Below are 14,789 nucleotides of genomic sequence, written 5' to 3'. Positions count from 1 at the left end.
TCATGCTCCACATCATCGACAATCATCTGGCGGCCGGCTGCCAGCCGCTCCTCAACTCCATGTTCACAGACCGCAAGCGCCTCTTCGTCGATCTCTTCGGATGGGACGTGCCCGTGGTCGAGGGGCGATATGAATTGGACCAGTTCGACACCCAAGGCGCCGTCTACATCATCTTTACCGGTGAGGACGGGCAGCATGCCGCGTCGCTCCGGCTTCTGCCCACCAACCGCCCGCACATGATGGGAACGATCTTCCAGCACCTCTGTCCGGCCGGCGTTCCGGCCGGGGACAGGATCTGGGAGAGCACACGCCTCTGCCTGCCGCAGCGGCATGGAGCAGAGCGGCGGCGGGAGCTGCGGAACAGGCTGATTTCCGCCATGGTAGACTTTGGCCTGGCGCGCGGAATCGACTGCTACACCGGCGTCATTCCCGAGGCGTTCCGCAAGGAGGTTCTCGCCATGGGCTGGCGAGCAGAACCCTTGGGTCCTGCCGTGCCGACGCCCGGCGGTGCGGTCGGCGCGTTCATAGTCCACATCGACAAGGACACGCCCTCGCGCCTCGCATGGACCGGCACTTACGTCTCGGAGAAGCCAGAGGTGGCGGCATGAGCGCGCTGGTCGATCGCAAGGCTGCAGCGCTCCGCCGCGATGGGTGGTGTGTCATTCGCCATGCGCTGGATGGCTCCGGGCTGAACGACCTGCAGGCTGACCTCGAACCAGTCTTTGCCGCTACGCCGCTTTGCCAAGGCCCATTCTACGGCGAACGGACCCGGCGCTTTGGCAGCCTGCTTGCGCGATCGCCCCGGGCCGAGCGCCTGGTCATGCATCCGTTGGTCCTCGATCTCGTAAGCAAGATGCTGCTGCCCTGGTGCGAGCGTTTCAGCCTCAACCTCACCCAGGCGATTGAAATCCATCCTGGCGCCCTGCCGCAACTGCCCCACCGTGATCAGGACATGTGGCAGGGACCCAAGGGCTCTGTCGAATATCTCGTCAACGTGATGTGGCCGTTGACGCCCTTCACGCGGGAAAATGGTGGAACGCGCCTCTGGACGGGCAGCCATCTGCATCAGGACGCTGCCCTACTTCCCGAGGAGGAGGCGGTCGTACCAATCGTGGAACCCGGCGACGCGCTGCTGTTCCTCGGGTCAACGCTTCACGGCGGGGGCGGAAACGAGACCGCCCTGCCCCGGCGCGGGATTATCGTCAGCTACTGCCTGGGCTGGCTCAAGCCCTTCGAGCTCCAATGGCTTGTCTACCCGCCCGCCATTGCGCGGCGCTTCTCGCCCGAGCTTGCCGCTCTGGTGGGTTATGCCCAGCACCGGCCGAACCTCGGCAATGTCGAGGGGCAGTGCCCCTCGATCCTTTTGCGGGGCGATGTTCCCGATCATATCCCTGCAGTCGATGCATTGCGGCCTGACCAGGAGGAGGCGGTTGCCGCCTTCCTTCGCGGTCAACTGGGCGAGATGGGATGACATGATCGCCGCGTCGCCTGTCGATCCCGATGCGCTGGATGCCGTCAGGCGGCTCGGCAGCTCGGCGCTGGCCTGGGAGGTGCTCCGCCGCGACCCTGCTTACCGTGAGGCTTACAGCGCCCTGTTGTTGAAGCGGGAAGGGCCGATGGCGGCCGCTCCGGCCTTTGCCGCGCGTTGGGGGTTGCACTTTCCCAGAGGATCCGGCGCACTCCTGCGCCCATGTCCTGCCGGTCTGGTCGGCGGGCGTCGATCCACGCGTCATTCCGGTCGAGCTGCCGCCTGATCGCGAAGGTTCGAGTCAGTGGCGGCTTGATCTTCGGCGCCATCGTGCCCGTGTCGTGACCGGCACGGCGGGCGATCACGTTCGCATCGACGAAGCTGGCCACGTCATCCGTCTCGACATGCTGGACGATATGCTCGCCCGCCGTTCCATGGCTCTGCGGGTGGTGCTGGAGGTCGGTCCGAACCTTCCGTTGCAGGCCGAAGCTGCCCATACGCTGCGCCGGCTTGTGTCAGGGGCGCTGCGGCCGAATATCTTTCATGAGCGGCAGGCGGGCGCATTGCTTGGTCTTTGGGCTCTCGATGCCCGCCGGGCTGGCGCGAGCTTGCGCGATATAGCCGATCTCCTCCTGGGGCCAGGGGACTGGCCGGGCGATGGTGAATACCGCAAATCCCGTGCCCGGCGTTTAGTGGCGGCGGGCGACGCGATGATCAGGGGTGGACCCGGCGCGATATTGAGGTGAGTAGTCGGGTGTCAGCCAAGTAAATCCGACGGCAATTCATCCATCAATAGCACATACGTCGGGACCTTCAGTTGAACAGCAAGCCGGTCAAGACGATCGACGCTGGCGCTATATTCGCAGCGCTCTAGCGCGCTTACGTAGGTACGATGGATGCCGGCCTCGTGTGCAAGGGCCTCTTGAGACATACCGCGAGCAGCCCGCAGAAGGCGAAGATTTCGCGCCAAATTGTCTCGGCTGGACATAACCTCCAGCGACACGATTGCACTGTATTTCTCTACACTGTATACAGTTCAATCGTGTTCAGAGAGCCAGATGAGGACTAAACTTTTACATCAGGCGCCGACTGGCAGCGTGGTCAGTTATGATCGCTCGCACCTATCCCTGTATGCAGCCTTGCTCGACGCCGAAAAGGCCGGACTGGATTGGACGGATGCCGCCCGAACCCTGATGGGCATCAATCCCGCCGCTGTCGGGGCCGAGGAATGTTGGACCTCGCACCTGGAGCGGGCGCGCTGGATCGTCCGGGACGGATTGGGGAATGCGATCCTGGCGTTCGGACAGCGGGAATAGCCGGCGGGACCGACGCATCAAGCTGATGTGCGATCGCGCTCTACGGCTTGCGGTGTTCGCTGCCCAACGCCTGCGGGTCGCGGCTGCCGGTAACGATCGCTGGCGCGGCGGCTGATGACAGCAGGGGAAGCGTGGTGAGCGCAGGACCGCGCGCCCTACTTGCCCGGCAAACCTGCTGAAACGCGCGTCAATCGCTAATGGGTTGCACCAAATCGGCAGGCATTGCATCGACGGACTGAGCGAGCATCCAGATGGAAATCGCTGTGGGATTTCGTTGCCCACGTTCAAGCCAGCCGATGTAGCTTTGTGAAAAGCCTGACTTCTCTGCGACAGCTTCCTGGGTCAGCCCCTTCTCCTTTCTCAGACGGGCGAAATTAGCCCCGATCACCTTCCGCATGTCCATGAACTGAGATTCAAGGAATTGCTGGGACGGGTTTATTCACTATATTGAATAATGGTCGTGGCGTGAGGATTGAGGGTGTTGTTAATCAAGCATCTAGCTCCCAACGGGAGCCAGGTTGTCGAATATGATCGTCAGCATCTGGCGCTCTATGCCGCGATGCTCGATGCTGATGCCGCGGGGCAGCACTGGACGGACGCGGCTTGGGACCTCATGGGCCTCGACGTCACGGATACAGGCGCTCAAGCCTGTTGGATTTCGCACCTGGAGCGGGCGCGCTGGATCGTCGGGGACGGATTGAGGAATGCAATCCTGGCGTTCGGACAGCGGGGATAGTCAGCACGATCGGCGCCTCGCGCTGATGCGCGACCGCGTTCTACGGCTCGCTGCGTTCGCCGCCGAGCCCCTTAGGGTCTCCGCCTCACGGTAACGATCGCTGGCGCGTCTGCGGACGCCGCGCTTGTGCGCGGCGGTGCTGTTTGGGCCTCTCCCGTATCGGCGGGTGCGAGCGGCGCTCCCGGCTAGGCCCGTCGCGGCCCCGGGCAACCCCGGCGCTGTGCTTGGGGTGCTCCACTCCCGTTCCACCCTGAAGGTGCCCCCGGCCGCTGGAGCCGGGCCTCTTGGTCGCTCGTGCCGCCCACCCCCGCCTTTGCGGGGAGGCCTTGTGTCTTTTTAGGGTGGCGCAGGAGACAGACCATGCGTGAACCCTGTAGCCGTCGTGCCCGTGGAAAGGGTGCTTGCGAAGATCGTCAGGAGGAAAGCCGGACGAGCCTCTACGACGAAGTAACCGCTAAGATCATCACCGAACTGGAGGCCGGGCGTCTGCCGTGGGTCCAGCCATGGGGCGAACATGGCGGAGCGTGTCCCGGCCTGCCGCGCAATGCGCTCTCCGCTCGCACCTATTCCGGCGTCAATGTGCTCCTTCTTTGGGGGGCGGTCGTCGAACATGGCTGGCCCTCGCAATCGTGGCTCACCTTCCGTCAGGCGCTGGAGGCGGGCGGCTGTGTGAGGAAGGGCGAGCGCGGCGTGACCGTCGTCTATGCCGATCGCTTCACGCCGGAAGCGGAGAGGGAGAGGGCGTCTCGAGAGGGTGGCGATCCCAAAGCAGTACCGTTCCTGAAGCGTTTCACGGTCTTCAATGTCGCGCAGTGCGAGGGACTGCGCGAGGGGTTGGCCGCCGATCCCGAACCGCTTCCCCAGCGCGAGTTCGTGCCCATAGCCGAGGAGGTGATCGCCGCGTCGGGCGTCGAGTTTCGCATCGGCGGCAGTGAGGCCTTCTATGCGCCCGGGCAGGATTTTGTGGCTGTGCCGCCGCAGCCCGCCTTCTTCGATCAGGTCAACTATTACAGGACCTGCCTCCATGAACTCACCCATAATGCCGTAACCCGGATTATGCCGCATGGCATCGTAGGATCTCGTGTTTCCGCGATTTGGTGACGTGCCGCTTCGGCATATTCCTGGTGCCTGGGAGGTAATCCGCTGGAATGTGGGAACGTTCAGCGCAACTGACGCGGTTCGCTCACTTCTTCCGCATCCTGCGTGGCTTCGTGCACTTCTTCTCTGATGATCTTCTGCGTGATTTCATCCAGATGCGAGGTCAGGGCTTGGCTCAGTTCCTCGAACTCTGGCCATAGCGTCATCCGAACGAAACTCGCTGGCGCGCGAACAATCACCGTCTGACGATGCATGCGCGCATAGCGAAATGGCTTGATGCCATAGCGGCGGCACAGAGCGATGAAGAGCTGTCGTGACCAGGGGTCAGAAATTGAAAACTTGAACTCCTCGGCACGTTCTTGTTTGCTGGCCGTTGCGAACTGGCGGCGAATGCGTTCCGCAGCGGCACCTGCGGCGGCTTGCTCGCCGGCGGTCGTGGCGCCGGCATAGAGAGCTTCGATCTTGCGCAGCTTCTCGCGGAGACGTTCCTCGGACATTGGATCAATGCACCGTCGGCTTCTCGGTGAGAATGCCTTCAAGCATCTGTCGCCGTGCACGAGTGCAAGCCAGCACAGTCTCGTGGATTTCGGTCTCCATGATTTTGGTCAGTTCGCGCAGGTGCTTGAATGTCGTGTCAAGCTGGGTGCGATCATCCGCATTGGGGTCACGTTCCACGAGTTCGCAGATACCGCCCATCATCGCACGGAGCTCGGCAAGTTGGCCGATCGCGCCATGAGCACGTTCGGGTAGATCGATGATATCATGACCGTTGAACAGACCTTCGATGAAGCCATCCAGTTCCTCAAGACGGATCAGCCCGTAGTGTCCGAGATTTGCAGCAGTTGGGTCCATCGACACACGTGTCAGCCTGAATGGCTGACTACGCTTCTGGTGCCGGGTCAGCCCATTCCAAAGGCCGTCGATCAGAGCACCAATCAATTCGTTGGCTTCGTCCACGCTGTCGAACACGGGCAACTCACCGCCCCATAAATCCTGAATCATCTGCAAGGGCGAGGCCGATAGCTCCGGGGTTGCGATATTGCCCAGAAGCCGGGTGCGCACTTCGTGGAATGGCACCGGGCAGTCGTACTTCTCGATCAACGCCTTTACGGCTGCATCACCCAAAACCTTGGTCTTCTGCTTCATGCCCACTCCGCATATCTGAAACCAACACAACTGATAATCTTGCAGTCAGGGCGACGACAAGGCCCGGATCGCGCTCCAACCCTATGGAGCACGAAAACCATGACGATAATCACCAAAACCTGCATTGAGCCGTACATCGACAGCTTCATGCGCTGCTTTGCCGAGGCGAACTACAAACACGCCACGATCAAAGAATACCGAAATCTGATCCGCAGATTTGGACTGGCAATGGATGAGGCTGGCATTGCACCATCGGCATTGACGCCCGATCTTGCGGAAAAGCTGGGTCGGGCAGCAGAGCCGCAGAGAACAGGAACGATCCGCCTTTACAGCCTGGGGCGCAAATTCGCTGCGCACCTGATCGAGATATGCGTTGCCAAGCCGGTTGCACCGACTCCCGCTGAGGTCGCCCGCGCCGAACTGCTGGCCGACTTCGAAACCTATCTCACCAAACAGCGCGGCCTCAGTCCGCGCAGCATCCACCATACGCTCCGCTTTGCCAACCGCTTCATGGACCACCGCTTTGGTGCGGACATGTTCGACCTGACCAGTTTACGACCCGTTGACGCCGTCGGGTTCGTTCAACACTTGCTGTCGCGGGGGCGGCCATACCGAGACAAGAGTGCAGTGACGCATCTGCGCACGTTCTTCCAGTACCTGTTCGCACGAGGCGTCACCGCGACCAACCTTGCCCTAAGCGTGCCCAAAGCAGCGATGGCTCGCGACAAGCGCCTTCCCCGACATCTGTCGCCCGAAGGCGTCGAAGCCGTGCTTGACTGGGTTCGCCGAAATCCCCGGCACGGCGTTCGCGATTATGCGATGCTCCTGATCATGGCACGGCTTGGGCTTCGCGCGCCGGAAATCACCAGGATCGAACTCGACGATATCGACTGGCGTTCAGGCGAACTGACTGTGCGCGGCAAAGGCAAAGTGCATGACCGTGTGCCCATCACCGCCGAGGTCGGTGAAGCCCTAAGCCGGTATCTGAGGGAGGAGCGCGGACCGACTGACTGCCGGACCCTGTTCGTCACCCAGCGCGCTCCGCATCGACCATTCAAGGATAGCCAGATCGTCAACGCTATCATCAAGGATGCGCTCGATGCGACCGGTCAGAAGCCCGCTACGCCCTATGTGGGATCGCATGTTCTACGCCACAGCCTTGCCACGCAACTCATAAATCGTGGCGCTTCACTCGACGAGGTCGGCGACATGCTGCGCCACCGGTCGCGCGGTTCCACCATGATCTACGCCCGGCTTGAGATCGAAGGCTTGCGATCCATTGCCCAGCCCTGGCCCGTCGCGGGAGGTGCACAATGAGCCTCGCCAGCCAGCTTGACCGCTATCTCGCCGTTCGCCGTAGCCTCGGCTATGATCTCAGGACTTCCGAACGGGTGCTACGCCGCTTTATCCGCTTTGCCGACGATGCGGGTGCGCAGCATATCGACGCTGACCTGTTCCTGCGCTGGGACGCAAGTCAGCCTGCTGCCGGGTCGTCCACCCGGTCCGCTCGGCTCGGTATGGTACGGTTGTTCGCTCTTTGGTTGAGCAGTGTCGACTTGGCGCATGAAGCGCCGCCGCGCGGGTTGTTGCCGGATCGCACAATCCGCAAACGGCCATACATCTACAGCAAAGTCGAAATCGGTGACATTATCGCAGCCGCCAGCGAACTGCCTTCCACCTACGGAATGCGGGGGCTGACGTGTTCGACATTCTTCGGCCTCATCGCGGTAACGGGGCTCAGGATCAGCGAAGCGCTGGCGCTCGACACGAGCGACCTCGATGTTGCAACCGGTGTGCTGAGTGTCAGGCACGGAAAGCTGGGAAAGGAGCGCCTGCTGCCACTCGACCCGACTGTCGTAGACCGGTTGATCACCTACACCACAGAACGTAATCGGCTGCTTGGTCGAGCATCCACCCCCCTCTTTGTCAGATGTAATGGGGACCGGCTCAGCGAATGGTCGGCACGAGCCAGCTTCGCACGAGTAAGTCGAGCGATCGGGTTGCGGGAATACTCACGGTTCAAGCGGCACGGCAAAGGACCACGCATACACGACCTTCGCCACACCTTCGCAGTTCGCACCATGATCGACTGGTATCGTATGGGCAAGGATCCGGCGCGGGAGATGATCAGGCTGACGACCTGGCTTGGCCATGCCAGCCCCGACCATACGTTCTGGTACATTGAGGCGGTGCCCGAACTGCTCGAGCTGGCGATGGCACGCGCCACGCGCATTGGTTGGGAGGCGCAGCGATGACCTCCATGACTTTGCCAGCGCTGATCCAACGCTTCTTCACCGACAGACTGTGCGTCCAGATGGAAGCAAGCCATCATACCATCGCGAGCTATCGCGACACGTTCCGCCTGTTGCTGCGCTATGCCGGTTCGCGCCTTGGCAAACGACCAGTCGCTATCACGGTCGAAGATATCGACGTCGATCTGGTTGCCGACTTTCTGGTCCACACCGAAACAGCACGGGGCAACTGTGCACGTAGCCGTAACACCAGGCTCGCGGCGATCCGTTCGTTCTTCCGCTATGTGGCGATGGCCGATCCAACATGGATGCTGAACTGCCAGCGCATCCTTGCCATGCCTAACAAACGCTATGTTAAGCGCGCGGTCACGTTCCTGACCGCAGACGAAATCGCGGCACTGCTGGCCGTGCCGGATCGCTCGACATGGGCCGGAAAGCGCGATCACGCCTTGTTGCTGCTCGCGCTGCAAACGGGCCTCAGGGCATCAGAGCTGATCAGCTTGCGATACCGGGATGTTGTGCTCGGCACCGGCGCCCACGTCCGATGCGTAGGAAAGGGACGAAAAGAACGGTCCACACCGATCAGGCGGGAAACCGCCAAGATCCTGAAGGTATGGATTGGGGAGCATGGCAACAGCGATCGACCACTGTTCCCGTCGATCCGTGGCGAACGGCTAAGCCGCGATGCGCTCGAACATTTGGTACGCAAGCATTGCCTGGCGGCAGCGCGCACCTGTCCGAGCATCGGCGCAAAGCGGGTCACGCCGCATACCTTGCGCCACAGCACCGCGATGGACTTGCTCCACCATGGTGTCGATCAGGCCGTGATCGCACTGTGGCTGGGTCATGAATCGGTCGAGACCACGCAGGTCTACATCCACGCCGACATGCGCTTAAAGGAAAAGGCACTGGCGCGCGTCGCTGCTCCGGACGTGCCGACAGGTCGGTTCAAACCCGACGATCAGCTCCTCGCGTTCCTCGAAGGGCTCTGATTATGCCGAGGTGCCGCATGGCGGATGGCCGAAAAACAAGTCCTAGCCAACGCCATGCGGCATAATCAGGGTTACGGCATTATGGGTCTTATGCCGATATCGGCATAAGGTTCATGCGACGGGGCATGCGAAGCGGCTGAACCGTAATCTCCTCAACGCCTTCGGCAGCAAGGACTATGCTCGCGAGGAACTGGTCGCCTTATCTGGACAGTCTGCGCCGCTCGCAACTTTGCAGTAAGGTCGGCGATGGACGCCCACGGTAGGCAGTAATCAGGCTGGCCGTAGCGCTGACCCAAGAGCTGGCGGAGGCCAGCCTGATTGCTGCCAGGCCATAGTGCGCAACGGTGTGAAGGTCAGCTTCCGGGTGGGGGTCCGGGGGAGGGCTTCGCGCCGGTGTCGATCATTACTGTTTGCGAGCGCCGCGAGGCCAGGGGCCTCGATGCGCATGTGCCGCTGATCCTGCGCGGCGACGCGCTCTATGATCCCGATCTGGATCGCTTCTTTCTCGACCTGCCGTTGTCGGGCGTCCGCTCGCGCCATTCGCTGCGCGCCTATGCCTATGATGTCGTAGTCTGGCTTCGCTTTCTCGATGCCTGCGGCAAGACCGTGTGGGCTGCGACCCGCGACGATGTCGACGCCTATCATCGTGAGCGACGCCGCGACGAGGCCGATCACCGGATAACGGCCGCAAGCTGGAACCGTGCCGTCGCCAGTCTCGATCGCCTTTACCGATGGGGTGAGCAGCACGGGCTGATCACTGACGCGCCGTTCAGCCGCCGCGCCGTGTGGCGACCGGCGCATGGTGGCCGTCGCGGCATGATCGCGGCGCGCAATGACGCTTATGAACGTGTTGCCAGGCGATCGGATGTGCGGTTCGTCACGATGGACGACTACCGCATTTTCCGCGAGGTCGGCCTGCGCGGCCTTACCCCTGACGGCACCGAGCGCCCCGGCGCGCGCGACCGGAACGGGCTGCGCAACGCGCTGTTCGCCGATCTTCTCGTCACCACCGGCCTGCGCCTCGAAGAGGCGTCGGGTCTACTCGCCGCCGAGCTCGCGGCGATCGACCGCGAGGACAGCGATGCACAACAACTTTGGCTGCCTCTCCCGCCACCGCTGACCAAGGGCGACCGGGGACGCAGCGTCCTGCTCCCGCGTCGGCTGCTTCGTCAGATTGCCGCCTACGTCGCCGTCGAGCGCGCCGCGGGCGTCGCCAAGTTCGCCGCGCGAGACGGCGCGACCAAGCTCGAACGACCGATCCCTGTCACCCGCGCCGGTCTCGACCGCATGCGCGATATCTGCACCCCGGAGGAACGATGCCGCCTGATCCTCTGCGACGAGGATGGACCGCCCCGCGAGCCGGCGGCGCTGTGGCTGACCGAGGTCGGGCAGCCTGTTCGGCCCAACTCGTGGGAGGTGATCTTCACCCGTGCTGGCAACCGGTGCGCGGAGAACGGCTTCCCGCTGTCGATCAACCCGCACCAGCTTCGCCACACGTTCGCAGTCCATATGCTTGCCTTGCTGATCCAGCAGCGACTGCGCGAAGCGGCATTGCCGGCGGGGCCGATGGAGAGCTACCGGCTGATCCTCGGGGACCCGCTGCAACAGGTGCAACGCCTGCTCGGCCACGCGAGCCTCACCACCACCTATATCTACCTCGACCATATTGCGACCCGCGCCGATACGGTGGATGCGGCGGTCGAGGAGCTGCTTGCGCTGCTGCCGGGACCGCAGGGCGCATGAGCGGTCGTCCCCGCAAGGGCCGGCCCGTCGCCTTCGTGCCGATCACGCCGGAGCCCGTGCAGCCTGATCCCGTGCTCGGCCTCAAGTTCACCATCGAGGCGCGGCATGGCGGGACGGTCCTGATCGATATGGCCGCACTCGATCCTCGTCCGCTCGCCATCGCCTTTGCTGGCGCATTGCGACGGTCGGCCGCGCTCGGAGGACCGATCGGTGCGGCGAGCGTCATCAAGCAGTATGTAAATGCCTACCGCCTGTTCTTCGCCTGGCTTGGCGACGAAGCGCTGAACGTGGCTGGCGTCGGCGACCTGCGCGCAGCCCATATCGATGGGTTCGCCTCCGCGCTCGACCGCCGCGGGATGGGCGCGATCCACCGGCACATAACGGTCGGCAAGATCGTCAACACATTGCGCGCGATCGAGGCAGACCGGCCCGATCGGATCGCGCCTGACCTGCATGAGCGGCTGCGCTACACACTGGCCACGTCGGCGGGCCGCTCGACCCCGCGCGATGCTTATAGCCCCTTCGTTGCCCGCGCGTTGCGCGACGCCGCGAGGACCGACGTCGAAGCGATGTTCCGCCGTCTCGGTGCCGACGACCGCACCGATGAGGGCGACCCGGTCATCGCCAGCGTGCGCGCCGAGGTCGAAGCGATCATCGCGCGGCAGGGCTTTATCGTCGCAGACCAGCCCGCGCTGAAGAGCCTCTATTTCATGCGCATGCGACGCGGATTGCCGATCAGCACGCTCATCGACGATCTGCATGGCCGCCATCACCTGCTTGCGCGCGATCTGCCGGCGCTGCTCGTGCTGCTCACGCTCGATACCGGGCTCGAGCCCGAGTGCCTGAAGGCGCTGACCGTGGATTGTCTCACCAACCCCCATGCCGGCACGGTGGAACTGCGCTATCTCAAGCGCCGCGCCCGCGGCGCCGAGCACAAGAGCATGCGCGTCCGCGACGGCGGTGGTGGCACGCCTGGCGGCCTCATCCGTCGCCTGATCGACGTCACCGCGCCAGCCCGCGAGCATCTGACCGATGATCGTCTTTGGGTTTATCACAACGTTGGCGGCCTGCGGGCGGGTATCGCTCATCCGAAGGAGCGGATCGCTGCCTGGATAGCACAGCATGCTATTGTCGATGACGACGGCAAGCCGCTCCACCTGCTGCTCTCCCGGCTCCGCAAGACCCACAAGGCGCTGTGGTACACGAAGACTGAGGGGCACATGGCCCGCTTCGCAGTCGGTCATTCGCGCGAGGTTGCGGGGCGCCACTATGCCGATCTGCCGTCGCTTCGGTCCCTGCACGAGAAGACCCTCGCTGACGCCTTTCGCGAAGCGGTCGCCACCGCGACGCCGACCGTGCTGCCGCCCACCGCCGAGAAGGCGTTGCGCCAATCGCCCGATCAGGCCGCGCCGCTGATGCCGCCCGATACCGTCGGTCCGTTGCTCGACGGCGAACAGGATGTCTGGCTCGCCGCCTGCGCGGGCTTCCATAGCAGTCCCTTCGCCGATGCCGGATCACCCTGCGCGCAGCCCTTCTGGGGTTGCCTCGATTGTCCCAACGCCGTCATCACCGCGCGCAAGCTCCCCGCGATCCTCGCTTTCCTCGCATTCGTCGAAGAGCAGAGGCTGAGCCTGCCCGCGAACGATTGGGCGGCCAAGTTCGGCCGCGTCCATGCCCGCATCACCGCCCAGGTCCTGCCGGCATTCTCCGATGCCGTCATCGCCGATGCGCGCCGGCAGATGGAAGGCGAACGGCTTTATCTGCCGCCGGAGGCACGCACATGACCATGCCAGCCCATGTCCAGGCGCCCGCCTTCGACGATCGCGCCGTGCTGGCGAGCGCGCCGCTCAAGGCCGGTCACGCCCGCGAAGATCTGTCGCGCGTCGGCGACGCGAGCTGGGATCTCGGTCCCGCCGTATTCCGCGAGAACGCCCGGCGCTGCCACGTCACCGTGCATTTCGACGTGCTCGAACATGCCGATGTCCAGGCGGCGATGCGCGCCTATCTCTACGCCCGCCTCAACGCCGATCTCCCCGGCTATCGGACGAAGTTACCGCCCGCCTGCATCCGCCAGGCATTCAACCGTGCCCGCCGGTTCTTCGCCTTCGCCCGTGAGCGGCTCGGACGGCTCGACGTTTCCCGTATCGATCAGCCATTGGTCGATGCCTATGCCCGTCATCTCCGTGACGATCCTGCCCGACGACCCGTCATCGTCGGTCACCTCCTCGAAGTGGTCTCCGATCTCTATTACTATCGTGACCACCTCGCTGACGGAGGCCTTGTATTCGAGCCCTGGGCCGGACAGGCGCCCGCCCGCGTTGCGGGCTACCGCCATGTCCGGGAGAACCGCACCCCACGGTTCCCGGAAGAGGTCATCGCCGCGCTGCTCGCCTGGTCGTTGCGCTACGTCACCGTCTTCGCTGACGATATTCTCGCCGCCCGCCGCGAGCTTGATCGGCTCGAAGCGCGCCGGGATCGCCTTGTCACCGCCGACGCCGGCCTCTCGGACCCTGATCGCCGGCAACGTCGCCGCACCCGCCTGAAGGCCTATTTCGATCGCCGACGCCGCGAGGGGCGCGGCGCACCGATCTGGGCCACCGCTCATAACGGCAAGCTGCGCGTCGACCCCAACACCGGCAGCGTGACCCCACCGATCAACGCCCATCTCTTACATCTCCATGTCGGGATCGACGTGCAGGCGGAACCGCACGCACATCTCATGCTGACCGGCGGCGAAGCGAGGCTGATCGATGCAGTGGCGGCCGAGCTGGGGGTGGAGGTCGGCGGCATGGACACGCCGATCTCGATCGATCCCGATAGCGGTCGGCCATGGCGCGAGCGCTTCGACGCGAAGACTCTCGCACACGAGGAACGGATGCTCCAGGCCGCCGCTTATATCGTGTGCGCCTATCTGACCGGCATGCGCGACTGCGAGGTGCAGGCGATGCGGCGCGGGTGTGTCTCTATCGCGCGCAGCGAGGACGGCCTGATCGAACGGCATCGCATCCGATCGACCATCTACAAGCGCCGGGCGGCGGTGGACGAAGTGGCGAGCTGGGTGACGATCGAGCCGGTCGCCGATGCGATCACGGTGCTCGAACGCCTGTCGGCAGGACCGGCGCGCGCCAGCGGCAGCGATACGCTCTGGCCGGTACTGCGCGCGAGCGCCGTCTCCAAGACGCATCTGTCGAGCGAGGTGGTCCGCCAGCTCAACGCCTTCCGCGACCACCTCAACACCGCCTTCGGCAACCCCGATATGCCGGTCATCCCGCGCGGTCCCGACGGCAAGCCGTGGCGCATCACGACACGGCAGTTCCGGCGCACGATCGCGTGGCACATCGCCAACCGCCCGTTCGGCACCATCGCCGGCATGATCCAGTACAAGCACGCCTCGGTCGCCGCTTTCGAGGGCTATGCCGGGACCAGCGCATCGGGGTTTCGCGCCGAGGTCGAAGCGCAGCGCCGGCTCGGTCAGATTGACGATCTGCTGGACTATTTCGACCGCCGTCAGGGCGGCGCATCGCTCGGCGGCCCAGCGGGACCGCGCATCGCGCGGACGCTCGACGATGCCGCCGTCAGACAAGGGCCTTTGCCCGCCATGATCGCCGATCGCGCCCGCCTGCGCGTCATGCTCGCCAGCGTCGCGCGCACCTTCCATGTCGGCCCGCTCGCGGATTGCTTCTTTGATCCCGCGACCGCGCTCTGCCTCAAGCGCGTGACGACCCCTGATCCCGCGCAGCCGCTCACCGCCCTGTGCGAGCCGACCCGCTGTCCCAACGCCTGCATCACCGCCCGCCACAGGCCGGCCTGGGAACGCGCGGCGGCCGATGCCAGGGCGCATCTACGCGAACGGCGCATCTCCGATCTTCAGCGTCAGGCTCTCCAGCGCGAGCTTGATCGCCTGACCGCGGTGATTGCCGGGATCGATCCTCCCACGCCGTAGACCACCCCGGCTGTTGGCGGAGTCCTGCGCCGGTCGGCGCGCCCGCGCAACGGCTTCGCCGTCCTTCGCTTCGCTGCGGCCCTGACGGGTGCGCG

The 14,789-nt window shown here is 64.1% G+C and carries 16 protein-coding genes and 2 pseudogenes; 14 read left to right on the top strand and 4 right to left on the bottom strand.

Translation table 11 applies throughout. The features are described 5' to 3' along the window. Positions 1–2 precede the first annotated feature (2 nt). The 4 genes from K663_RS12675 to K663_RS12660 are packed head-to-tail and all read left to right on the top strand — an operon-like array spanning position 3 to position 2,214. Complete coding sequence (locus tag K663_RS12675) at positions 3–608, top strand: acyl-homoserine-lactone synthase (RefSeq protein WP_062118117.1); 606 nt, start codon at positions 3–5, stop codon at positions 606–608. Then, positions 605–1,471, top strand: a complete 867-nt coding sequence (locus K663_RS12670) for a phytanoyl-CoA dioxygenase family protein (RefSeq protein ID WP_062118114.1) — start codon at positions 605–607, stop codon at positions 1,469–1,471. Before K663_RS12675 ends, K663_RS12670 begins: the two co-directional genes overlap by 4 nt. Next, the gene (locus K663_RS25265) at positions 1,374–1,754 is read left to right on the top strand and encodes a transcriptional regulator domain-containing protein (protein ID WP_443018932.1); all 381 of its coding nucleotides are present in this window, start codon (positions 1,374–1,376) and stop codon (positions 1,752–1,754) included. Before K663_RS12670 ends, K663_RS25265 begins: the two co-directional genes overlap by 98 nt. After that, entirely contained in the window at positions 1,636–2,214 is a 579-nt protein-coding gene (locus K663_RS12660) for a DNA -binding domain-containing protein (protein WP_063619034.1), read from the top strand. Before K663_RS25265 ends, K663_RS12660 begins: the two co-directional genes overlap by 119 nt. An 11-nt stretch (positions 2,215–2,225) precedes the next feature. Here the strand turns inward: K663_RS12660 and K663_RS12655 are convergent, their stop codons facing one another. Continuing rightward, on the bottom strand, positions 2,226–2,399 hold the full coding sequence (locus tag K663_RS12655) for a helix-turn-helix domain-containing protein (protein ID WP_235589571.1): 174 nt from the start codon (positions 2,397–2,399) through the stop codon (positions 2,226–2,228). Between the two features lie 127 nt (positions 2,400–2,526). Between K663_RS12655 and K663_RS12650 the strand changes: the two genes are divergently transcribed. Further along, positions 2,527–2,784, top strand: a complete 258-nt coding sequence (locus K663_RS12650) for a hypothetical protein (RefSeq protein WP_062118102.1) — start codon at positions 2,527–2,529, stop codon at positions 2,782–2,784. Between the two features lie 187 nt (positions 2,785–2,971). Here K663_RS12650 and K663_RS12645 read toward each other — a convergent pair whose 3' ends face one another. Further along, positions 2,972–3,187 carry a helix-turn-helix domain-containing protein gene (locus tag K663_RS12645; protein WP_062118099.1) on the bottom strand — a complete coding sequence of 72 codons (216 nt, stop codon included), beginning with the start codon at positions 3,185–3,187 and terminating at the stop codon, positions 2,972–2,974. Between the two features lie 75 nt (positions 3,188–3,262). Here K663_RS12645 and K663_RS12640 point away from each other — a divergent pair, with 75 nt between their 5' ends. Beyond that, positions 3,263–3,520, top strand: coding sequence for a hypothetical protein (locus K663_RS12640; RefSeq protein WP_062118096.1), 258 nt, complete (start codon positions 3,263–3,265; stop codon positions 3,518–3,520). A gap of 360 nt (positions 3,521–3,880) precedes the next feature. Continuing rightward, positions 3,881–4,558: pseudogene (locus K663_RS12635) on the top strand (ArdC family protein); the annotation flags it as partial. 122 nt (positions 4,559–4,680) lie between these two features. On the opposite strand, the gene K663_RS12630 reads toward K663_RS12635, so the two are convergent. Together K663_RS12630 and K663_RS12625 are read right to left on the bottom strand one after the other, a co-directional pair. Next, positions 4,681–5,115 (bottom strand): hypothetical protein, encoded by a 435-nt coding sequence (locus tag K663_RS12630; RefSeq protein WP_020818720.1) that lies wholly within the window; start codon positions 5,113–5,115, stop codon positions 4,681–4,683. 4 nt (positions 5,116–5,119) lie between these two features. After that, positions 5,120–5,764, bottom strand: coding sequence for a hypothetical protein (locus K663_RS12625; RefSeq protein WP_021222981.1), 645 nt, complete (start codon positions 5,762–5,764; stop codon positions 5,120–5,122). Between the two features lie 99 nt (positions 5,765–5,863). On the opposite strand from K663_RS12625, the gene K663_RS12620 reads away from it, so the two are divergent. From K663_RS12620 to K663_RS12595, 7 genes and pseudogenes are all read left to right on the top strand, one after another. Continuing rightward, positions 5,864–7,081, top strand: a complete 1,218-nt coding sequence (locus K663_RS12620; protein ID WP_020818722.1) for a tyrosine-type recombinase/integrase — start codon at positions 5,864–5,866, stop codon at positions 7,079–7,081. Further along, entirely contained in the window at positions 7,078–8,019 is a 942-nt protein-coding gene (locus tag K663_RS12615; protein ID WP_020818723.1) for a tyrosine-type recombinase/integrase, read from the top strand. The genes K663_RS12620 and K663_RS12615 overlap by 4 nt, the downstream gene beginning before the upstream one ends. Then, complete coding sequence (locus K663_RS12610; protein WP_020818724.1) at positions 8,016–9,008, top strand: tyrosine-type recombinase/integrase; 993 nt, start codon at positions 8,016–8,018, stop codon at positions 9,006–9,008. Before K663_RS12615 ends, K663_RS12610 begins: the two co-directional genes overlap by 4 nt. Positions 9,009–9,120: 112 nt before the next feature. Beyond that, positions 9,121–9,246: pseudogene (locus K663_RS23335) on the top strand (zincin-like metallopeptidase domain-containing protein); the annotation flags it as partial. A 155-nt stretch (positions 9,247–9,401) separates the two neighbouring features. After that, a complete protein-coding gene (locus K663_RS12605; RefSeq protein ID WP_020818725.1) occupies positions 9,402–10,751 on the top strand; it encodes a tyrosine-type recombinase/integrase in 1,350 nt (449 codons plus the stop codon). Beyond that, on the top strand, positions 10,748–12,535 hold the full coding sequence (locus K663_RS12600) for a hypothetical protein (RefSeq protein WP_020818726.1): 1,788 nt from the start codon (positions 10,748–10,750) through the stop codon (positions 12,533–12,535). Before K663_RS12605 ends, K663_RS12600 begins: the two co-directional genes overlap by 4 nt. After that, positions 12,532–14,694: an integrase gene (locus K663_RS12595; RefSeq protein ID WP_020818727.1), complete on the top strand. Its 2,163-nt coding sequence runs from the start codon at positions 12,532–12,534 to the stop codon at positions 14,692–14,694. Before K663_RS12600 ends, K663_RS12595 begins: the two co-directional genes overlap by 4 nt. The last annotated feature ends 95 nt before the right edge of the window (positions 14,695–14,789 follow it).

The sequence above is a fragment of the Sphingobium sp. MI1205 genome, from assembly GCF_001563285.1.
In the GTDB taxonomy this organism is placed as follows: domain Bacteria; phylum Pseudomonadota; class Alphaproteobacteria; order Sphingomonadales; family Sphingomonadaceae; genus Sphingobium.
Note: the sequence above shows the minus strand (reverse complement) of the source record. Positions and strands in the feature narration are given on the sequence as shown.